This is a genomic window from Streptomyces sudanensis (assembly GCF_023614315.1).
Lineage (GTDB): Bacteria > Actinomycetota > Actinomycetes > Streptomycetales > Streptomycetaceae > Streptomyces > Streptomyces sudanensis.
Map to the genome: position 1 here is coordinate 5,106,628 of NZ_CP095474.1, position 20,059 is coordinate 5,126,686.

Annotated in this window: 16 protein-coding genes; 11 read left to right on the forward strand and 5 right to left on the reverse strand. The window is 74.4% G+C overall.

The window, feature by feature from the left end:
• Positions 1-212 precede the first annotated feature (212 nt).
• Positions 213-710, forward strand: coding sequence for a DUF2975 domain-containing protein (locus MW084_RS23670; protein WP_010473794.1), 498 nt, complete (start codon positions 213-215; stop codon positions 708-710).
• On the forward strand, positions 710-949 hold the full coding sequence (locus MW084_RS23675; protein ID WP_010473795.1) for a helix-turn-helix domain-containing protein: 240 nt from the start codon (positions 710-712) through the stop codon (positions 947-949). Before MW084_RS23670 ends, MW084_RS23675 begins: the two co-directional genes overlap by 1 nt.
• A gap of 179 nt (positions 950-1,128) precedes the next feature.
• Here the strand turns inward: MW084_RS23675 and MW084_RS23680 are convergent, their stop codons facing one another.
• Positions 1,129-1,632 carry a metallophosphoesterase family protein gene (locus MW084_RS23680; RefSeq protein WP_010473796.1) on the reverse strand — a complete coding sequence of 168 codons (504 nt, stop codon included), beginning with the start codon at positions 1,630-1,632 and terminating at the stop codon, positions 1,129-1,131.
• 324 nt (positions 1,633-1,956) lie between these two features.
• On the opposite strand from MW084_RS23680, the gene MW084_RS23685 reads away from it, so the two are divergent.
• Positions 1,957-2,574, forward strand: coding sequence for an FMN reductase (locus MW084_RS23685; protein ID WP_010473797.1), 618 nt, complete (start codon positions 1,957-1,959; stop codon positions 2,572-2,574).
• A gap of 165 nt (positions 2,575-2,739) precedes the next feature.
• Positions 2,740-3,855: an LLM class flavin-dependent oxidoreductase gene (locus MW084_RS23690; protein ID WP_010473798.1), complete on the forward strand. Its 1,116-nt coding sequence runs from the start codon at positions 2,740-2,742 to the stop codon at positions 3,853-3,855.
• Positions 3,856-4,036: 181 nt separating this feature from the next.
• Here MW084_RS23690 and MW084_RS23695 read toward each other — a convergent pair whose 3' ends face one another.
• Positions 4,037-5,545, reverse strand: a complete 1,509-nt coding sequence (locus MW084_RS23695) for an MFS transporter (protein WP_010473799.1) — start codon at positions 5,543-5,545, stop codon at positions 4,037-4,039.
• A 218-nt stretch (positions 5,546-5,763) separates the two neighbouring features.
• Positions 5,764-6,273 (reverse strand): MarR family winged helix-turn-helix transcriptional regulator, encoded by a 510-nt coding sequence (locus MW084_RS23700; protein ID WP_010473801.1) that lies wholly within the window; start codon positions 6,271-6,273, stop codon positions 5,764-5,766.
• Positions 6,274-6,648: 375 nt separating this feature from the next.
• Here MW084_RS23700 and MW084_RS23705 point away from each other — a divergent pair, with 375 nt between their 5' ends.
• The 6 genes from MW084_RS23705 (at position 6,649) to MW084_RS23730 (ending at position 17,416) form a co-directional block, all read left to right on the forward strand.
• Complete coding sequence (locus tag MW084_RS23705; RefSeq protein ID WP_275563775.1) at positions 6,649-10,986, forward strand: HAMP domain-containing protein; 4,338 nt, start codon at positions 6,649-6,651, stop codon at positions 10,984-10,986.
• Positions 10,983-13,466 (forward strand): SpoIIE family protein phosphatase, encoded by a 2,484-nt coding sequence (locus MW084_RS23710; protein WP_010473803.1) that lies wholly within the window; start codon positions 10,983-10,985, stop codon positions 13,464-13,466. Before MW084_RS23705 ends, MW084_RS23710 begins: the two co-directional genes overlap by 4 nt.
• Before the next feature lie 259 nt (positions 13,467-13,725).
• Positions 13,726-14,916: a PP2C family protein-serine/threonine phosphatase gene (locus tag MW084_RS23715; protein ID WP_010473804.1), complete on the forward strand. Its 1,191-nt coding sequence runs from the start codon at positions 13,726-13,728 to the stop codon at positions 14,914-14,916.
• Between the two features lie 815 nt (positions 14,917-15,731).
• Entirely contained in the window at positions 15,732-16,016 is a 285-nt protein-coding gene (locus MW084_RS23720; RefSeq protein WP_010473805.1) for a hypothetical protein, read from the forward strand.
• Between the two features lie 153 nt (positions 16,017-16,169).
• The gene (locus MW084_RS23725) at positions 16,170-16,847 is read left to right on the forward strand and encodes a DUF4230 domain-containing protein (RefSeq protein WP_010473806.1); all 678 of its coding nucleotides are present in this window, start codon (positions 16,170-16,172) and stop codon (positions 16,845-16,847) included.
• A gap of 146 nt (positions 16,848-16,993) precedes the next feature.
• Positions 16,994-17,416, forward strand: coding sequence for a TIGR03618 family F420-dependent PPOX class oxidoreductase (locus MW084_RS23730; RefSeq protein ID WP_010473807.1), 423 nt, complete (start codon positions 16,994-16,996; stop codon positions 17,414-17,416).
• A gap of 358 nt (positions 17,417-17,774) precedes the next feature.
• Here the strand turns inward: MW084_RS23730 and MW084_RS23735 are convergent, their stop codons facing one another.
• Together MW084_RS23735 and MW084_RS23740 are read right to left on the reverse strand one after the other, a co-directional pair.
• Complete coding sequence (locus MW084_RS23735) at positions 17,775-17,990, reverse strand: ferredoxin (RefSeq protein ID WP_029553750.1); 216 nt, start codon at positions 17,988-17,990, stop codon at positions 17,775-17,777.
• A 5-nt stretch (positions 17,991-17,995) separates the two neighbouring features.
• Positions 17,996-19,189, reverse strand: coding sequence for a cytochrome P450 (locus MW084_RS23740; protein WP_010473809.1), 1,194 nt, complete (start codon positions 19,187-19,189; stop codon positions 17,996-17,998).
• Between the two features lie 115 nt (positions 19,190-19,304).
• Between MW084_RS23740 and MW084_RS23745 the strand changes: the two genes are divergently transcribed.
• A complete protein-coding gene (locus MW084_RS23745; protein ID WP_010473810.1) occupies positions 19,305-19,964 on the forward strand; it encodes a TetR/AcrR family transcriptional regulator in 660 nt (219 codons plus the stop codon).
• Positions 19,965-20,059 lie beyond the last annotated feature (95 nt).

Genomic DNA, 20,059 nt, shown 5'->3' on the forward strand with positions numbered 1-20,059 from the left:
AGGAGCGCCTCGCGAGCCCGGCGAGCCCGCGAGTGGTGCCCGGCCCGGTGGCCGGCCGGCGCCCGTCCGGCGCGCGGCGTCCCGGCGGGGGCGCCGGTCGCGTCCGCGGCGGCGGGGGTGCGCGGTGCCTGCTCGTGCCGCCATGCCCACCTTGCCTCGCCTATCGAATCTCGATAGATTCTCATCGTCATTCGATGGATGGAGGGGGAGTCATGGGAAACGTGCCGGTACTGGCGCTGCGCGCCGTGATCGTGGCGTTGCTCGCCGGGTCGGTGTTCGCGCAGTCGGTGATGGTGCCGCTGCTCGCGGCCGACCTGGAAGGGGCCGACGGGGCCCTCGGGCACCTGCGGGTCCCGCTCGTCGTGATCGTGCTGCTGGGGATCGTGGCGGCCCAGGTCGTCCTGGTCTGCGTGTGGCGGCTGGTGACGATGGCGCGCCGCGGGACCGTGTTCTCCCACGCGGCCTTCCGCTACGTGCACGTCGTGATCGGGGCGATGGTGGCGGCCGCCCTCCTGGTGTTCACGCTGGGCGTCCTCCTGGCGCCCGGCGAGGCCGTCCCTCCGGGTGTCGTCCTGCTCGTCGGCGGCGCGGGCGTGGCCGTCCTGGGAGTCGCGCTGATCGTCCTGGTGCTGCGGATGCTGCTCGCCCAGGCTGTCGCCCGCGACGCCGAGGCGACGCGGATGCGGGCCGAGCTGGAAGAGGTCATCTGATGCCGATCGCGGTCGACATCGACGTGATGCTGGCCAGGCGGAAGATGTCCGTGGGGGAGCTCGCCGAGCGCGTCGGGATCACCCCCGCCAACCTGGCGGTGCTCAAGAACGGCCGGGCCAAGGCGGTGCGGTTCGCGACGCTCGCCGCGCTCTGCGAGGCCCTCGACTGCCAGCCGGGGGACCTGCTGCGCTGGGAGGCGGAGCAGACCGGGGAGGCCGGGGAGAGCCCCGGGGAGTGACACGGGGGTGCGGCACGGACCGGGACGGCGTGCGTCCGCTCCCGCCCCCCCGGCTTCGGGCACGGTCCCCGGCTCCGCTCCCGCCCCCCGGCGCCCCGCACCCTTCGGCGACCGGACGCGGGACGGCCGCCCCCGGACCGCGGCGAGCGGCGAGCGGGGGACGGTCACGCGGGGGACGGTCACACGGTGCGCGGCAGCCGGTGCAGACGCACCCGGGCGAGCCGGCCGTCCGAGACCCGCGCCGTCATGTACGTGCGGTACGGCTGGCGCCGCCGGTCGGTCGGCGAACCGGGGTTGAGCAACCGCAGCCGGCCGCCGGCCGTGGAGTCCCAGGGGATGTGGCTGTGGCCGAAGACGAGCACGTCCGTCCCGGGGAACCGCTCGGCGCAGCGCCGCTCGCGCCCCCGCGCCGCACCGGTCTCGTGCACCACGGCGAACCGCACCCCCGCCAGCTCCGCGTACGCCACCTCCGGCAGCCGCGCCCGCAGGTCCGGACCGTCGTTGTTGCCGTGGACCGCGACCAGCCGCCGTGCGCGCCCCTCCAGCAGGTCGAGCGTGGCGGCGTCGATCCAGTCGCCCGCGTGGATCACGACGTCCACGGCCGGCACCAGGTCGAGCAGCTCGCCCGGCAGCGCCCTGGCGCGCGAGGGGACGTGGGTGTCGGACATCAGCAGCAGCTCCACCGGTCCGACGGTAGTGCCTCGCCGGCCTGCCCGCGTGCGACGGCCTCCCGGAGTTCCCGTCCGTACGGCGGAACCGGTCCCGCCCCCGTACGGCGGGCGACGCTCCGGACCCGCCCCGCCTCCCCGCCCGGCCNGACANCGTACGTNCGNCCGTCCCGCCNGCCCCGCCGGCCCGGGCGCCGGACCTGCCGGGCGGGGAGGCCGCACGTACGCTGTAAGGAGTTCGGGACGCCCGCGCCGCCCCGCGCCGGGTCACCGCGCCGCGGGTACGGAGCGGCCGACCGCCGTACGCCGCGGGGCGGGCGGCAGGGGACCGGTGAGACGATGACGAACCTGGTGATCATCAGCGGCGGCCTGCGGCAGCCGTCCTCGACGCGGCTCCTCGCCGACCGCCTGGAGAGGGCGGTGCGCGCGGAGCTGGAGGCGCTCGGGCACGACGTCGAGTCGTCCTTCGTGGAACTGCGCCCGCTCGGCCGCGCGGTCATGGACGCGATGCTCTCGGGGTTCCCCACCCCGCCGCTGGAGGAGGCGTTCGGGACGGTCGGCGCCGCCGACGGGGTCATCGCCGTGACCCCCGCCTTCAACGCGTCCTTCAGCGGGCTGTTCAAGTCGTTCTTCGACGTGCTGCCGGAAGGCACCCTGGAGGACATGCCCGTGCTGATCGCCGCCACCGGCGGCACCGAACGGCACTCGCTCGTCCTGGAGCACGCGATGCGGCCGATGTTCTCGTACCTGCACGCGATCGTCTCGCCGCGCGGGGTGTACGCCGCGACCGGCGACTTCGGCACGGAGGACGCCCGGTCGGGGGCGCTCGGGAACCGGGTCGGGGCCGCCGCCGCCGACTACGCCCGCCTCGTCCGGGGCTGCGGCGCCCGCGCGCGGCGCGAGCCCGGCGCCGAGGACTTCACACCCATGGAGCGCCTCCTGCGGGGCCCGGCCTGAGCACCGGGCCCGCGCCGCCACCGCACCGCCCCCGCCGTCGCGCCGCGCGCGGTGCAGGCCCCGGAAGGGCGGCGNCNCGGCCCGNGGCGGCGGGGAAGGGGNCGGCGGGGGAGCGGAGGCGCCGGGCCGACCGATCGGACGCGCAACCGGAGGAAGTGGTCACCCATGCAGTTCGGCATCTTCACGGTCGGCGACGTGACGACCGACCCGACCGACGGGCGCACCCCGACCGAGCACGAGCGGATCAAGGCCACGGTCGCCATCGCCCGCAAGGCCGAGGAGGTGGGGCTGGACGTGTTCGCGACCGGCGAGCACCACAACCCGCCGTTCGTGCCGTCCTCGCCGACCACGCTCCTCGGGCACCTCGCCGCCCTCACCGACCGGATCACCCTGTCCACGTCGACGACGCTGATCACCACCAACGACCCGGTGAGGATCGCCGAGGACTACGCGTACCTCCAGCACCTCGCCGACGGCCGCGTCGACCTGATGCTGGGCCGCGGCAACACCGGCCCGGTCTACCCCTGGTTCGGCAGGGACATCCGCCAGGGCATCCCGCTGGCCGTCGAGAACTACGCGCTCCTCCACCGGCTCTGGCGGGAGGACGTGGTCGACTGGGAGGGGAGGTTCCGCACCCCGCTGCAGGGCTTCACCGCCACCCCGCGCCCGCTCGACGGCGTCCCGCCGTTCGTGTGGCACGGCTCGATCCGCTCCCCGGAGATCGCCGAACAGGCCGCGTACTACGGCGACGGCTTCTTCCACAACAACATCTTCTGGCCCATGTCCCACACGAGGCGGATGGTCGGCCTGTACCGGGAGCGGTTCGCCCACTACGGCCACGGCACCCCCGAGCAGGCCGTCGTGGGCCTCGGCGGGCAGGTGTACATGCGCCGCAACTCGCAGGACGCCGTACGGGAGTTCCGCCCGTACTTCGACAACGCCCCGGTCTACGGCCACGGCCCGTCGCTGGAGGAGTTCACCGAGCAGACCCCGCTCACCGTCGGCTCCCCCCGGCAGGTCGTCGAGCGCACCCTCGGCTTCCGCGAGGCGGTCGGCGACTACCAGCGCCAGCTGTTCCTGATGGACCACGCGGGACTGCCGACGAAGACGGTGCTCGAACAGCTCGACCTCCTCGGCGGAGAGGTCGTCCCGGTACTGCGCGAGGAGTTCGCGCGCCTGCGCCCGCCCGGCGTCCCGGAGACCGCGCCGGTCCACCCGGCCGTCGCCCGCGCCACCGGCGGGACGGGCGGGGTCTCCGGGACGGGACGGCGGGCGGACTGAGCGGGGCCCTCGGAGCCGTACGGGACGGTCCCGCGCCCCGTCGGAAGGCTCCCGCGCCCGCCCCCGCCGAAGCCACCGGACCGCCTTCGGCCGCCCACGCGGACGGAACGCGATCCGGCGGGCGCCGCGGGGCGGTTCCGTCCCGCGGCACCCGCCCCGCCCCGCCCCGTTCCCGTACGGCTCAGTTCCGCAGCGGTGCCGTGCCGGCGGCCTCGTCCTCGGGGGCCGGCGGGGAGGCGTGGTGGACGGAGAGCGGGGTCGCGATGTCCTCCAGGGACCTGCGTTCGGCCGGGACCGCGAGGAACAGCGCGACCAGGCCCCCGGCCGCCATCACGGCCGCGCCCAGGCAGAAGGCGAGCACCGTGTCGGCGACCGCTCCGCTCTCGGTCAGGTGCGCGAAGACCAGCGGGCCGGAGATCCCGCCGGCCGCCGTGCCGATCGCGTAGAAGAAGGCGATGGCCATGGCGCGGGTCTCCATGGGGAAGATCTCGCTCACCGTCAGGTACGCGGAACTGGCGCCCGCCGACGCGAAGAACAGCACCACGCACCAGCACGCCGTCAGCGTCGTCGCGGTGAGGTGCCCCTGCCCGAACAGCCACGCGGTGACGAACAGCAGCCCGCCGGAGAGGAGGTACGTCCCGGCGATCATGGGGCGCCGGCCCCAGGTGTCGAAGAGGTGCCCCAGCAGCAGCGGGCCGAGGAAGTTGCCCAGCGCGATCACCGCGAAGAAGTACCCCGTCGATCCGCTGGGCACGTCGTAGAAGGCCGCCAGGATCGCGCCGAACCCGAAGGTGATGGCGTTGTAGAGGAACGCCTGCCCGACGAAGAGCGCGAAGCCCAGCACCGCGCGGCGGGGGTACGTCCGCACCAGCGTCCGGGCGATCTGCCCGAAGCCGACGCTGTGCCGCCGCTTGACCGTGATCGGCCCGGCGGGCTCCGGCAGCGGCCCGCCGGTCTCCCGCTCCACCTGCCGCTCCACGTCGGCGACGATCCGCTCGGCCTCCTCGGCCCGTCCGTGCAGGAACATCCAGCGCGGGCTCTCGGGCACATGGCGTCGCACCAGCAGCACGCCCAGGCCCAGGACCACGCCGAGGCCGAAGGAGACCCGCCAGCCCACGTCCTTGGGCAGCACGTCGGTGTCGAGCAGGACGACGGAGAGCAGCGAGCCGCCCAGGGCGCCGAGCCAGAAGCTGCCGTTGATGATCAGGTCCACCCGGCCCCGGTACCTGCTGGGGATCAGTTCGTCGACGGCGGAGTTGATAGCCGCGTACTCACCGCCGATGCCCATGCCGGTGAGGAAGCGGAAGACGAAGAACCACCAGGACGAGTACGACAGGGCCGTTAGCGCGGTCGCCCCCAGGTAGACGGCCAGGGTGATCAGGAAGAGCTTCTTGCGGCCGTAGCGGTCGGTCAGCCAGCCGAAGAGGAGGGCGCCGAAGCAGGCCCCCGCCACGTACAGGGCCGCGGCGACGCCCGTCACCTGGGCGCTGCTGATGGCGAGGCCGCTGCCCTCCTCCGAGAGCCGGGCGGCCATGTTGCCCACGATGGTGACCTCGAGCCCGTCGAGGATCCACACCGTGCCGAGCCCGATCACGACCATCCAGTGCCACCGCGACCACGGCAGCCGGTCCAGACGGGCGGGCACCCGGGTCGTCACGGTCTCGTGCCGGGACGGGCCGGTCTGTGTCATGGGTCACCTCCGCGCAGTGATGAGCCGCGTCCGGATACCCACGGCCATCCACCGGAAACAGCCTGTGAGGAACGGCCGGAACACGGCCGGAACACGGCCGGAACGCGGTCGGAACGCGGTCGGAACGCGGTCGGAACGCGGTCGGCGCGGGACCCGCACCGCCGTGCCGCGGACCGCGGCCGTACGGGGCCGCGGCCGCCGGCCGGCCACCGGCCGGATCAGGCGGACTCCGCGTTCGCCGGCCCGGCCGTCCGCAGCCGGCCGGGCCGGGCGTCCGCCAGCGAGGTGCGGAAGCCGGACAGGCCCTCCAGCAGCGACTCCCGGGCCGACGGGCGCATGGCGGCGACGGCCGCGGCGAGCACCTTCTCGCGGCGGGCCCGCAGGTCGCCGAGGTAGGTCCTCGCCGGACCCGTCAGCCGCAGCTCCAGCTCCCGGCGGCTGACCGAGCTGGGGAGCCTCTCGACGAAGCCCAGGGCCTCCAGCCGGTCGCACAGGCGGCTCGTCGACGAGGGGGCCGAGCCCAGCAGCTCGCTGAGCGTGCGCAGGTTGACCCCGTCCTCCCGCTCCAGTGCGTACAGCACTTTCAGCTGGGTAGCCGAGACGGGCGCGGGGGACACCATCTCGCGGCCGTACTCCCAGAGGATCTCCAGCAGCTCGATGACCTCACCCGCCACCCGCGCGGTGACGACGTCGGACCCGTGCGGCGACGATGTCGGACTCGCGTCCATCAGTGCACTCCCGATCACACGTAGTCGGCTCAAGACGCCGGCCCCGCGTCGCAATGCCGGGAACGGGAACGCACTGCGCGCGGCGCGCCGTCGGCAACGGGGCACCGGCCCGCTGCGCAACCCTATCTTTCCGCCGTCCGACGGCCCGGGGGCGAACTCCCGCCGGGGCGGGTCCCGCCCGGTCGCGGCGCCGGACTCCCCGCCGCCCGGTGTGCCCCGCGTCACCCCGCCACCGGGTCCCGCCGGGTGGCGGGGAGTCCGGGCCGGACGGTTCTCCGCCCGGGGCTACGGCACGGTAGGCTGACGACATTTGCCGCATGACAAAGGTTCGCGGGGGCATCCTCTCGGGCCCAGGCAGCACTCACGAGGATGGTCATGGCCGAGAAAGTCGACAACCCCCGCCCTGTGCCGCGGTCCCGCACGCGTCAGACCGGCGCGGTCGGTGAACCGGAGCTGCGGGGGCTGCTGGCCGGTCTGACGGCGGTGCGCGACGGCGACTTCGGGACGCGCCTGCCGGAGGGGGCGGACGGCCTCCTCGGCGAGATCGCCACCGTCTTCAACGGCATGGTCGACCAGTTGGCGCTGTTCACCTCCGAGGTGACCCGCGTCGCCCGCGAGGTGGGCACCGAGGGGACGCTGGGCGGCCAGGCCGTGGTGCCGGGGGTGTCCGGCACGTGGGCGGACCTCACCGACTCCGTCAACGCCATGGCGGGCAACCTCACCACCCAGGTCCGCGACATCGCCCAGGTGGCGACGGCGGTGGCCAAGGGCGACCTGTCGCAGAAGATCGACGTGGACGCGCGGGGCGAGATCCTGGAGCTGAAGAACACCATCAACACGATGGTCGACCAGCTCTCCGGCTTCGCGGACGAGGTGACCCGGGTGGCCCGGGAGGTGGGCACCGAGGGCCGGCTGGGCGGTCAGGCCGACGTCAAGGGCGTCTCCGGCACCTGGCGCGACCTGACCGACTCGGTGAACTTCATGGCCGGCAACCTCACCTCCCAGGTGAGATCCATCGCCCAGGTGGCGACGGCGGTGGCCAAGGGCGACCTGTCGCAGAAGATCGACGTGGACGCGCGGGGCGAGATCCTGGAGCTGAAGAACACCATCAACACGATGGTCGACCAGCTGTCCGCGTTCGCGGACGAGGTGACCCGGGTGGCCCGCGAGGTGGGCACCGAGGGCCGGCTGGGCGGTCAGGCCGACGTCAAGGGCGTCTCCGGCACCTGGAAGGACCTCACCGAGTCCGTCAACGTCATGGCGGACAACCTCACCGCCCAGGTCCGCTCCATCGCCGAGGTCACCACCGCCGTGGCGCGCGGCGACCTGTCGCAGAAGATCCGGGTGGACGCCCGGGGCGAGATCCTCGCCCTGAAGGAGACCATCAACACGATGGTCGACCAGCTGTCCGCGTTCGCGGACGAGGTGACCCGGGTGGCCCGCGAGGTCGGCACCGAGGGCAACCTCGGCGGCCAGGCGACCGTCCGGGGCGTGTCGGGCACCTGGAAGGACCTCACCGACAACGTCAACGTCATGGCGTCCAACCTCACCGGGCAGGTGCGCTCCATCGCCCAGGTCGCGACCGCCGTGGCGCGCGGCGACCTGTCGCAGAAGATCATGGTCGAGGCCAAGGGCGAGGTCGCCGCGCTGGCGGGCGTTATTAATACGATGGTCGACACCCTCTCGGCGTTCGCGGACGAGGTGACCCGCGTGGCCCGCGAGGTCGGCACCGAGGGCATCCTCGGCGGCCAGGCGCGGGTGCCGAACGTCGCCGGCACCTGGAAGGACCTCACCGACAACGTCAACTCGATGGCGAACAACCTGACCGGCCAGGTCCGCAACATCGCCCTCGTCACGACCGCCGTCGCCAACGGCGACCTGTCGAAGAAGATCGACGTCGACGCGCGCGGCGAGATCCTCGAACTCAAGACGACCATCAACACCATGGTCGACCAGCTCTCCTCCTTCGCCGCCGAGGTGACCCGCGTCGCCCGCGAGGTCGGCAGCGAGGGCCGGCTGGGCGGCCAGGCCGAGGTGGAGGGCGTCTCCGGCACCTGGAAGCGCCTGACGGAGAACGTCAACGAACTGGCCGGCAACCTCACGCGGCAGGTCCGCGCCATCGCCGAGGTCGCCAGCGCCGTCGCCGAGGGGGACCTGACGCGGTCCATCACCGTCGAGGCGTCCGGCGAGGTGGCCCAGCTCAAGGACAACATCAACGCGATGGTGGAGTCCCTGCGCGAGACGACGCGCACCAACGAGGAGCAGGACTGGCTCAAGACCAGCCTCGCCCACATCTCCGGCCTGATGCAGGGCCACCGCGACCTCGCCACCGTGGCCGGACTGGTCATGGAGGAGCTGACGCCGCTCGTGTCCGCCCAGTACGGCGCCTTCTACCTGGCGGACGACTCGGCCGACGACACCGAGCTGCGGCTCGTCGGCTCGTACGGCCGCCCGGTGGGCGACAAGGGCCCCGACCGCTTCCGCCTCGGCGAGGCCCTGGTGGGCCAGGCCGCACTGAGCCGGCGCACCATCGTCGCCGACGGCGTGCCCGGCCGGTACATCAGCATCACCTGCGGCCTGGGGGAGATGGAGCCGGGCAGCGTGATCGTCCTGCCGATCCTGGTCGAGGACCAGGTCCTCGGCGTCATCGAGCTGGCCTCGTTCAGCCCCTTCACCGCGGTCCACCGCGACTTCCTCGAGCAGCTGATGGAGATGCTCGGCGTCAACGTCAACACCATCGTCGCCAACGCGCGCACCGACGAACTGCTGGAGGAGTCCCAGCGGCTGGCGTCGGAGCTCCAGTCCCGCTCCGAGGAACTCCAGGTCCAGCAGGAGGAGCTGCAGCGCTCCAACGCGGAACTCGAGGAGAAGGCCGCGCTGCTCGCCGACCGCAACCGCGACATCGAGCGCAAGAACCTGGAGATCGAGCAGGCGCGTCAGGAACTGGAGGCACGGGCCCAGCAGCTCTCCCTCGCCTCGAAGTACAAGTCCGAGTTCCTGGCCAACATGAGCCACGAACTGCGCACCCCGCTCAACAGCCTCCTCATCCTCGCCCAGCTCCTCGCCCAGAACCCCACGCGCAACCTGACGCCGAAGCAGGTCGAGTACGCGGGCATCATCCACTCGGCCGGCTCCGACCTGCTCCAGCTCATCAACGACATCCTCGACCTGTCCAAGGTCGAGGCGGGCAAGATGGACATCAACCCCGAACGGGTCCCGATGCGCCGCCTGCTCGACTACGTCGAGGCCACCTTCCGGCCCATGACGACGCAGAAGGGCCTGGACTTCGCCATCACCACCGCGCCCGGCACGCCCGCCGACCTGCTGACCGACGACTCGCGGCTGCGCCAGGTCCTGCGCAACCTGCTGTCCAACGCGGTGAAGTTCACCGAGCACGGCAGCGTCGAGCTGGTCATCGAGCCGGTCCCCGACGCCGAGGTGCCGGTCTCCGTCTCCCGGCGCGACGGCCCCGTGGTCGCCTTCCGGGTCGAGGACACCGGCATCGGCATCGCGGAGGAGCAGCTGGAGAGCATCTTCGGCGCCTTCCAGCAGGCGGACGGCACCACCAGCCGCAAGTACGGGGGGACCGGCCTCGGCCTGTCCATCAGCCGGGAGATCGCCCACCTCCTCGGCGGCGCCGTCACCGCGGAGAGCACACCGGGCCAGGGCAGCGTCTTCACCCTGTACCTCCCGGTGACGCACACCGACTTCCCCGCCGAACTCGAGCCGGCCCCCCAGCGGGCCGAACTGGAGGAGGCCGAGCCGTCCGAGGAGGCGCCGAGCGGGACCCGGCGCGGGCCCGCCGCCCCGGCGCCGCGCCCGACGCGCCGGCTGCTGGTGATCGAGGAGCGGCCCCGCGGCCTGCTCTCCCTCGTCGCCGAGAGCGCCGTCGCCGAGGTCGGGGGCGGTGACGGGCGACCGGCGGACGGCGTGGACATAGAGGTCATCCCCGCCGTCGGAGCCCAGGAGGCCGCGGCGGCCCTCGCCGCGGAGCCGTTCCACTGCGTCGTGCTGGAACTCGACATGGCCGACGGTGAGGCCCTGCGGTTCCTGGAGGCCATGGAGGGCGACAGGGCGCTGCGCACCGTGCCGGTCCTCGCCCACACCAACCGCCGCCACGACAGCGCCCAGGAGCTCGAGCTGCGGCGACGGGCGGGGAAGCGCCCCCTGGAGCTCCTGTCCAGCCTCGACGAACTCCGCGAGCGCATCGCCCTGCACCTGTCGGCGGAGCAGCCCGGCGACGTGGTGGTGCCCCTGGTCCGCACGGAGGAGCTGGCCCACCCGGCGCCCGTGGAGGAGGCCGACGACGAACTGCGGGGCCGCACGGTCCTCGTCGTGGACGACGACGCCCGCAACCTCTACGCGCTGAGCGGCATCCTCGAACTCCACGGCGTGCGGGTGCTGCACGCGGAGAACGGCCGCAGGAGCATCGAGGCGCTGCACGAGAACCCCGAGATCGATCTCGTCCTGATGGACGTGATGATGCCGGAGATGGACGGGTACGCGGCCACCGCGGAGATCCGGCGCATGCCGGAGTACGCCGACCTGCCCGTCATCGCCGTCACCGCGAAGGCGATGCCGGGGGACCGGGAGAAGAGCATCATGGCGGGCGCCAGCGACTACGTCACCAAGCCGGTCGACGCCCACGACCTCATCGCCCGCGTGCGCCACTGGATGCGGGTCCGCACCGACGGGGCGGAGTCGACGCGATGACCGCCTTCGACACGAGGGGCGACGCCGCCTCCCCCGCCGGGCCGGACGCCGAGGACGCCCCCGGCGCCGTGGCGGACCGCCCCGGCCGGGGCGGCGGGGAGCGCTCCGGGGACGCGCTCCCGGCCGTCCGGCCGGAACAGGACTCCGCGGTGGGCCGGCTGGCCGCCACCGTGGAGCGGCTGCGGCAGGAGGTGCGCGCCGCGCAGGCGGCCGCCGACGGGCGGGCGCTGATCGAGCTCGCCAAGGGCGTGCTGATCGAGCGGCTGCGGTGCGGGCCCGCCCAGGCCGCCCGGCAGCTGTCCGAGCTCGCCGAGCAGGCCGGGGTGGCCCCCCTGGAACTGGCGGCCGACATCGTCAACCAGGCCGCCCGGGACCACGTTGCCGAGGTCGTCGACGACTTCGTCCGGCGCGCCGCCGGCGAGGCCGCTTCCCGCGAGGGCGGCGACACGTCCGTCGGTGTGCGGCTGCGCACGGCGGAGAGCGCCGTACTGGCCGCCGGGGACACGCAGAGGATGGCCGAGTCCCTGCTGGAACACGCGCTGGCGCCGCTCGGAGCGACGGGCGCCGCCGTGTGGACGGCCGGCCCGGACGGGTCCCTGACCCTCTCCGGCCACGCCGGCTTCGGCGTGGAGGAGGCGGGCCGCTGGTGGTACGTGCCCCCGGGCGTGGCGACCGTGGCCCGGCGGGCGCTCGACTGCCGGGAAGCGGTGTGGATCACCTCCCTGACCGGCTCCGGCGTCCCCTCCATCGGCCGTTCCGAGTACCCGCAGGGCGGCCGTGTCGCCCTGCCCGCCGGCACGGGCGGCCGCATCCACGGCGTGCTGGAGATCTGCTGGCCCGCCCCGATCGGCCCGCAGCCGCAGCCCGTCGTGCGCCAGCTGGAGGCGCTCGCCGAGCTCTGCGCGCACACGCTGGAGACCCTCCCGTCCTCCACGGTGTACCCGCCGGGGATCTCACGGGAGTTCGCCGACGTGTCGGAGCTGGTGGACCTGGCCGACGGACTGTACGACCCGGCACTGGTCCTCACCCCGCACCTGGACGCGGAGGGGCGGCTCGCCGACTTCCGCATCCGCCACGTCAACCACCGCTTCCAGGACCCGGCCGGCCGGCCCCGCAGCACGGTGTCCGGCGCGCTGCTGCTGGAGGCGTACCCGACGGCCGCCGGGGAGAGCGACCTGTTCGGCAAGGTGGAGCGCGTCTACGCCACCGGTGAGCCCTTCCGGGCGCGGCGGACGACGCTGACCGCGCTCGTCGACCAGATCTCCCTCCCGCTGTTCGCGGACATCAGCATCAGCCGGCAGGGCGGCGCCGTCCTGCTCATCTGGCGCATCGAGGACGAGACCGCGCGCCTCGCCCGCCTGCTGCAGCACGCCCAGCGCCTGGGTCGCGTCGGCGGCTTCGAGGAGGACCTGACGACCGGGGAGATCACCTGGAACGGCCAGCTGTTCTCGCTGTACGGCCGGTCGCACGCCGAGGGCCCCGTGTCGCTCCAGGAGCTGACGTCCCACGCGCACCCGGACGACGCGGTGACCATCGGCCGGTTCCTGCGGGCGGTCCTGCACCACGGCCGGCCCGACACGGTCGCGTTCCGGCTGCGCCGCCCCGACGGCGTCACCCGGCACATCAGGGTCACCGCCGAGCCCGTCGTCGACGCCGACGGCCACCTCACCGCGGTCCGCGGCGCGTACCAGGACATCTCGTCGCAGCACTGGACCGAGGTGGCGCTCGCCGCGACCCGCGACCAGCTCGCCCAGACCGAGCAGGAGGCGGCCGAGCGCAACCGGCTGGCGCTGCAGCTCCAGCACGCCATCATGCCCCCCACCCGGTCCCCGCTCGACGTGCCGGGCCTCGACGTCGCCGTGCGGTACCGGCCCGCCGAATCCGAGTCGCTGGTCGGCGGCGACTGGTACGACATGGTCGTCCTGCCGTCGAAGCACATCCTGCTCTGCGTCGGCGACGTCGCCGGGCACGGCATCGAGGCGGCCACCGGCATGGTGGTGCTGCGCAACGCGCTGCGCGGGCTCGCGGTCACCGGAGCCGGCCCCGGCCAGCTGCTGTCCTGGCTCAACATGGTGGCCCACCACCTCACGGAGCAGGTCACGGCCACCGCCGTGTGCGGCGTGTACGACCCGGCGACGCGGGCGCTGCGCTGGGCGCGGGCCGGGCACCTCCCGCCCGTCCTGGTGCGCGAGGAGACGGCCGAGCCGCTGCCGATGCCCCAGGGCCTCCTCCTGGGCGCGCTCTCCGAGGCCGAGTACGAGGAGAGCGTGGTCACGCTCGAACCGGGCGACTCCCTGCTCATGTACACCGACGGCCTCGTCGAGAGGCGGGACACCGCCGTGCAGGACTCGATCAGGCAGCTGCTGACCACGGCGCGGAGCCCGTCGCCGTCGCTGGGGCACCGGCTGGACCGGCTGCTGACGCACAGCCGCTCCGACACGGACGACGACACCTGCCTGATCGGCATCCACATCGAGTGAGGGAGGATCCGGTCCCGCGGCCGTCCGCGGGACCGGAAACCCCCGGCCCCCTCGCCGACTGCCCGCCTCCGGCCCGCCGCGCGCCGGCCCGGAGGCGGGAGGAGCGGCCCCGGAGGCCTCCGTCCGGCCGGAACCGGCCGCCCCGGTGCCGTACGCTCCTCCCGCGCGGCGGCGATGGCACCGTCGCGCACCGCCACCCGACCCCTCGCCGGCGGTGGGACGCCCCCGCCGCCGCGGAACGCACGAGAAGACGAAGGACGTGGAAGAGACCGCCGCCCTGGAGGAGGCCCTGCGCCGCGCCGCGCCGCACACCCTGCTCGACGTCGTCAGGACCGCCCTGGCGCGGCGGTACGGGGCCCGGCGGGTGGAGCTGTGGCTGGTGGACCACGGCATGCGCTCGCTGCAGGCCGTCGGTGCCCCTCCGGGCGCGGCGCCGGGGCAGGTGCCCGTCCACGGCAGCCCCCAGGGCCGGGCGTTCGGCGCTCAGGAGCCGTACCTCCTGGGCGACGAGGAGAAGGGCCCCGTGGAGGCCCACCTGCCCGTCACCGTCCGCGGCGACCGCCTGGGCGTGCTCTCGCTGGAGCTGCCCCGGCGCGGCGGCGCACGCTTGGCCCTCCCGGAGCTGCGGCGGGTCTGCGACGCCCTGGGCCACGAGATCCTCGTCGCCGAACGCGACACCGACCTGTACGTCCTGGCGCGGCGCGCCACCCGGCTCACCCTCGCCGCGGAGATGCAGTGGCAGCTCCTGCCCGGCCGTTCGTGCGCCCGCCCCGAGTTCTCGATCGGCGCGCAACTGGAGCCCGCCTACGCCGTCTTCGGGGACACCTACGACTGGTCCGTCTCCGCCGACCACCTGACCCTGACGGTCGCCAACGGCATGGGGGAGGGGATGGACGCCGCCCTGCTGACCAACCTCGCGGTGAACGCGCTGCGCAACGCCCGGCGCGCGGGCCTCGACCTCGCCGGCCAGGCCGCCCTGGCGGACCAGGCGGTGTACGCCCAGTACCGGGGCTCCGCGCACGTGGCGGTACTGCTGCTGCGCTTCGCCCTCGCCACCGGGGAGGTGGAGGTGGTGGACGCGGGTTCGCCCCGGCTGTGGCGCCTGCGCGGCGGCGCGGTCGAGGCGCACCCGTTCGAGGCGCAGCTCCCCCTGGGCATGTTCGAGGACACGGTGTACGTACCCGAGCGCTTCACCGTCCTCCCCGGCGACCGGCTGCTGTTCGCCAGCGACGGCGTGTACGACGCCCTCTCCGGCACCGGTGAGCGGTACGGGGCGAAGGCCCTGCTCCGCGCCGTCGCCTCCACGCGCCTGCTGCCGCCCGCCCAGGTCCCGGACGCCGTGCTGCGGGGCCTGGCCGAATACCACGGCAGGCCGTCCCAGGAGGACGACGCCCTCGTGCTGTGCCTCGACTGGCACGGGCGGCCGGGCGGCGGGGAGACCGCCGGCTGANCCCCGTCGCGGACNCGGCCCGNNCNCCCCGGCCCCGCGGGCCGGGGAGCCGTCCGGCGCCCTCCGCCCGCGCCGGCGCGCACCGGCCGGGCCCCGGCCCGGTGCTTCCCGGAAAGAGAATTCCGGCCTCCGGCGCACGGCGCGGACCCGTCGTTCTCCGCCTTTTCCCGTGAAAAAGGCGGCTCCGCCCCTTTTCCCGCCGTATCCGCTCCCTTCCGCTGCCGCAGTGATTCCGTCACCCCGATGGGGGTGCGGCGCATTTCGCGCACCGTCCTCCGGTGGGGCGGACGGGTAGCTTTCGATTCCCCGCACGTTCGCGGGCACGCCGACGATTCGGTCCACTGGAGGCCGCCATGCGCAGAAAGGGAACCGTGCTGCCCGCTCCGCCGGCCACGGCCCTCCCGGCGGGCGGAACCGGTGGCACGGCGCACGCGGACGGGGTTTCCGGGTCGGCGGACGGAACCCGGGTCCCCTCCCCTCCCGCTGCGGAAGTCCCGGATGTTCCGGCGGTCCCCGCGACGGCCGGTTCTCCCGGCCGCCCGGAGGACCACCGTTCCGGACGGGGCGATCGCACCGGTCGGGAGAGCGGGGAACGCCGCCGCTCGGTTGGAGCGATACCCCCCGCGGACCGCGCTTCGTCGACCGGTCGGTGACGGCCGAACGCGGCACTCGTGCCCTTCCGGGTCGGCGCCGTGACGGCAGACACGATCACGCCCGGAATCGCGGCCGGACCCGGCCGAACGAGCAGTCTCGCGGACCTCCACCCGTCGGCGCGACGACACGAAAATCCCCATACACAGAAGGAAAAGAAAAGCATGAAGCTCAAGAACGCCCTCGCCTGCACGTTCGCCGCCCTGGTCGTGGCCGGCGGCACCGCCGGAACCGCCCAGGCGGCCGACGACGACTCGGCGAAGTTCGACAACAGCAGCCAGGTCCTCAGCTGCAACGTCCTCGAGATCATCGACATCCCGATCCTCTCGGCCGCCAACAACAACATCGACTGCTCCGAGAACGTCAAGGAGGAGAAGAGCAAGTCGGTGCACATCGTGGACGAGGAGAACGCGCACGCCACCGCGGTGCTCCTCCCGCGCCAGCACTGATCGCGCGGCTCCGCCCGCCTCGCTTCCCGAGGAGGGCGGAGCCGTCGCCCACGCGGTCCAGCCGCTCCGGAAGCCGTCCGGGGCGGCTGGACCGCGTCCGGCGGCCGGAAGGGACGGGGGAGTACCCCGGCCGGACGGGGGCATCCACGACACGTGGAGACCTCCGACGAAAAGCTTCCGCGCGCGAGGGCCGCGCGTTCCGGGACCCCGTGGTGGTTCGCCGTCCCCGCCGTCCTGCTGGCGCTGACGGTCCTGGTGGCCGTGGCGGGGCGGTTCGGCGTCGTGCCCGGGTGGGCCGGCCTGTTCGGCGAGGAGACCCGGGACCGCTCCGGGCCCGCGCTGCTCCAGTCGATCCAGGACCTCAGCCGCTACGAGGGGGCGGCGGGTTCCTACCAGATCGTGGTGGACCTGGAGAAGGACGCCCGGTTCCTGCCGGACGCCATTCGCGGCACGCGCACCCTGTACGTGGCGGCCGGCACCGTCGGCGCGTACGTGGACCTCGGGAAGACCGGACCCCGGGACGTCACCGTGAACGAGGAGCGGACGTCCGCCGTGATCCGGTTGTCGCGCGCCGTGCTGGACCGGCCGGCCCTGGACCCGGACCGTTCCTACGCGGTGTCCAAGCAGCGCGGCCTGCTGGACCGGCTCGGCGACCTCTTCTCCGACAACCCCAACGACGAGCGCGCGGTGCAGCGGCTGGCGGCGCAGCGCATCGGCGAGGCGGCGAAGGAGAGCGGCCTCACCGAAAGGGCCGAACGGAACACCACCGCCATGCTGAAGGGACTGCTCGGCTCCCTGGGGTTCACGCAGGTGACGGTGGTGTACACCTGACGGGACGGTGCCGTGGTGAGGCCGACGCGGGCCGGGCGCGGGACACGGCCGGGCACGGCGGAGGCACCGCCGGTGCCGCCCGCCGGGCGTAGGCTGCGAACCGGCCCGGCGCAGCGGCCGGGCGGGCCGAACGAGGAGGAGCCGCCGTGTCCAGACCGCCCCTGCCCGAGGACGCCGTCGCCGTGCTGCGCAAGCCGAACCCGGCCGTGCTGGCCACGCTGCGCCCCGACGGGCAGCCCGTCTCGACGGCGACCTGGTACCTGTGGGAGGACGACGGCCGGGTCCTGATCAACATGGACGAGGGCCGCAGGCGGCTGGACCACATCCGCGCGGACCCCCGGGTGACGCTCACCGTGCTGGACGAGCGGTCCTGGTACACCCATGTGAGCCTGATCGGCCGGGTGGTGGGGCTGCGCGGGGACGGGGGACTGGCGGACATCGACCGGCTGTCCCGGCACTACCTCGGCAGGGAGTACCGGCGGCGGGACCGCGGCCGGGTCAGCGGATGGATCGAAGTGGAGCGCTGGCACGGCTGGGGCGCGCTGAAGGACAACCGCCAGGCGCTCTGACCAGGACGGGGCCCCGGGGCGCCTCCTCGGACCGTGCGCCCCCGGACCCCGGCCGCGAGCGGCGCGAAGCCTCCGGGCGGCCCGCTCCCGGACCCCCCGGACCCGTACCGCCCCCGGACCCGCGGTGCCGCCGGGCGCGTACCGTCACCGGGCGCGGGCGGTCCGGGCCCGCGGTGCTCCGGACCCGTCCGGTGTCCGGCCCGCCCCGCACCCCGTCCCTCCGCACCGCCCCGGGCGCGGTGCCGGCGCCGCCCGGGTGCGTTCCGCCGTACCGCGGTGCGCGCCGGGCGGCCCGGACCCTCCCGCNNCCCGGCCCCACCGGCCCGCCGGTCGCCCGGAGGGGCCGGGGGCGCGGGCCTCAGGGCCGAGGCCCGACCGTCGTGGGGCCGTCGCGGACGACGATGGCCAGGGCCGGGCAGGAGTCCGCCGCGTCCAGGGCCCGCTCGTCCTCGGGGATCTCCGTGCGGACCGGTTCCGCGTACGTCCCCTCCAGCCGGAACAGGTCGGGGGCGAGGGCCGCGCAGATGCCCGAGCCCATGCACGCCCCGGAGTCGACGCCGACCCTCCAGACCATCGGCGTCACCACCCCACCGGCATCTCGCGCGGCCCGCGGACCAGCATCTGGTTCTTCCACACCACGTCCCCCGCGAGGCGCAGGTCCGGGAAGCGGGTCAGCAGCGCCAGCAGCGCCTCCTGCAACTCGACGCGGGCCAGGGGAGCGCCGAGGCAGTGGTGGACGCCGTGACCGAACCCGAGGTGCTGCACCCCCGTGCGGGTGATGTCGAGCCGGCCGGGCTCGGTGAACTTCAGCGCGTCGCGGTTCGCCGCGCCGATCGCGACGAGGACCGGCTCCCCGGCGCGCACCAGCGTCCCGCCCACCTCGACGTCCTCCGTCGCGTAGCGGGGGAAGGCGGCGGCACTGCCGAGGGGCACGAACCGCAGCAGCTCCTCCACCGCGCCCGCCACCAGCTCCGGCCGCTCCCTGAGGAGGGCGAGCTGGTCCGGGTGCTCCAGCAGCGCGTACACGAAGTTGGGGATCTGGCTCGCCGTGGTCTCGTGACCGGCGACCAGGATGCCCACGCAGAGGTCGACCAGCTCCAGCTCGGTGAGCCGGTCGCCGGTGTCGCGGGCGTCGATCAGGGCGGTCATCAGGTCCTGGCGGGGGTTCTCCCGGTGGTCCCGGATCAGCCCCGTCATGTAGGCGCGCAGCTCCTCGCGGTTGCGGAAGAACTCCTCCGCCGTCAGCGAGCTGGTGGACAGGGCGGCGTCGCTCCACACGCGGAACTTCGGCCGGTCCTCCTCCGGAACCCCCAGCATCCGGCAGATCACGGCCACGGGGAGGGGCAGCGCGTAGTGCTCGACGAGGTCGGCGGGCGGCCCGGCGGCCTCCATCCCGTCGAGGAGGCCCTGCGCCAGCTCCCGCACCTGCGGGCGGAGCTTCTCGACCCGGTGCGTCGTGAAGGCCTTCGTCACGAGGGTGCGCAGGCGGGTGTGCTCCGGCGGGTCCATGCTCAGGATGCCCGTGTCCTGCTGCGCCTCGGACTGCCGCGGCTCGTCGTGCCGCTGCGCCTCGGCCCGGCTGAAGCGCCGGTCGCCCAGGACGAGGCGGGCGTCGGCGTACCGGGTGGCCAGCCAGGCGGGCTCGCCGTAGGCCATGCGGACGCGTAACAGGCCCGGCCGCCGGAGGGCCTCCTCGTACGCCTCTGAGAGTTCCAGCCCCTCGGGTTCGTTGAACGGGTAGGCCAGCGGCGTCTGTTCGCGCGCGGTCGTCACGGGAAACCTCCCTGGTGTAAGCGAGTGCTTACCAACCTAGAGTGGGCCGTGACGGCGGTCAACGGCGCCTCGACGTCCCCTGACGGGGGCGGAGCGGCNGGGGNNGGGGACGTGGGTGGAGGCCGACGGGACGGACAGGGCGGGGCGCCCCGGCGGCGGGACGCCGGCCCGGGGCCCGGCGGGCGGCGGATCGACGCGGGAGCGGCTGCTCGCCGCCGCCTCCGAGCTGTTCGCCGAGCGCGGGTACGAGCGGGCGACCGTCCGGGACATAGCGGCCCGCGCGGGGGTCAACCAGGCGCTCCTCTTCCGCCACTTCGGCTCCAAGCGCGCCCTCTTCGGCGAAGCGGTGTCGCGCGACGGCCTGGAGCGGCTGCGGACCACCCCGCCCGAGCGGCTCGTGGAGGCCGTCCTGTCGGACATGCTCACACCCCCGCCGGGCCGGGGCGGCTCCGGGGAGGGGGCCGCCAGGTCCCTGGAGACGCTCCTGCGGTCGATCGGCTCGCAGGACGAGGTGACGGCGGCGGTCGCCGCCCTGGGCACCGACTACGCCCGCGTACTGGCCACGCTGAGCGACGCCGAGGACCGGGCGCTCCGCGCCGACCTCGCCCTCTCCTGGCTGCTGGGCATCGGGCTGGTGCGCGTCGTCATCTGCAAGCGGCCCCTGGCCGACGCCGACCCCGCCGAGGTCACGCGCCTCGTCACCGGCGCCCTGGACCGCCTCCTGGGCGGCTCCGCCCCGCCGCCCGCGCCCCGCGCCGCCGACCCCGGGCCCTGACCCGCGCCCCGCGGGAACGGGCCCCGGTGCACCCCACGGCGTTCCGGGCGGTGCCCGCGGCCCGCCGCCGCTCCCGTACCGCCTCGGGGCCCGCC

Bases quoted from the DNA above. Each gene is read 5' to 3' on its own strand.
- MW084_RS23670 (WP_010473794.1), top strand. From the start codon at position 213: ATGGGAAACGTGCCGGTACTGGCGCTGCGCGCCGTGATCGTGGCGTTG.
- MW084_RS23675 (WP_010473795.1), top strand. From the start codon at position 710: ATGCCGATCGCGGTCGACATCGACGTGATGCTGGCCAGGCGGAAGATG.
- MW084_RS23685 (WP_010473797.1), top strand. From the start codon at position 1,957: ATGACGAACCTGGTGATCATCAGCGGCGGCCTGCGGCAGCCGTCCTCG.
- MW084_RS23690 (WP_010473798.1), top strand. From the start codon at position 2,740: ATGCAGTTCGGCATCTTCACGGTCGGCGACGTGACGACCGACCCGACC.
- MW084_RS23695 (WP_010473799.1), bottom strand. From the start codon at position 5,545: ATGACACAGACCGGCCCGTCCCGGCACGAGACCGTGACGACCCGGGTG.
- MW084_RS23700 (WP_010473801.1), bottom strand. From the start codon at position 6,273: ATGGACGCGAGTCCGACATCGTCGCCGCACGGGTCCGACGTCGTCACC.
- MW084_RS23705 (WP_275563775.1), top strand. From the start codon at position 6,649: ATGGCCGAGAAAGTCGACAACCCCCGCCCTGTGCCGCGGTCCCGCACG.
- MW084_RS23710 (WP_010473803.1), top strand. From the start codon at position 10,983: ATGACCGCCTTCGACACGAGGGGCGACGCCGCCTCCCCCGCCGGGCCG.
- MW084_RS23720 (WP_010473805.1), top strand. From the start codon at position 15,732: ATGAAGCTCAAGAACGCCCTCGCCTGCACGTTCGCCGCCCTGGTCGTG.
- MW084_RS23735 (WP_029553750.1), bottom strand. From the start codon at position 17,990: ATGGTCTGGAGGGTCGGCGTCGACTCCGGGGCGTGCATGGGCTCGGGC.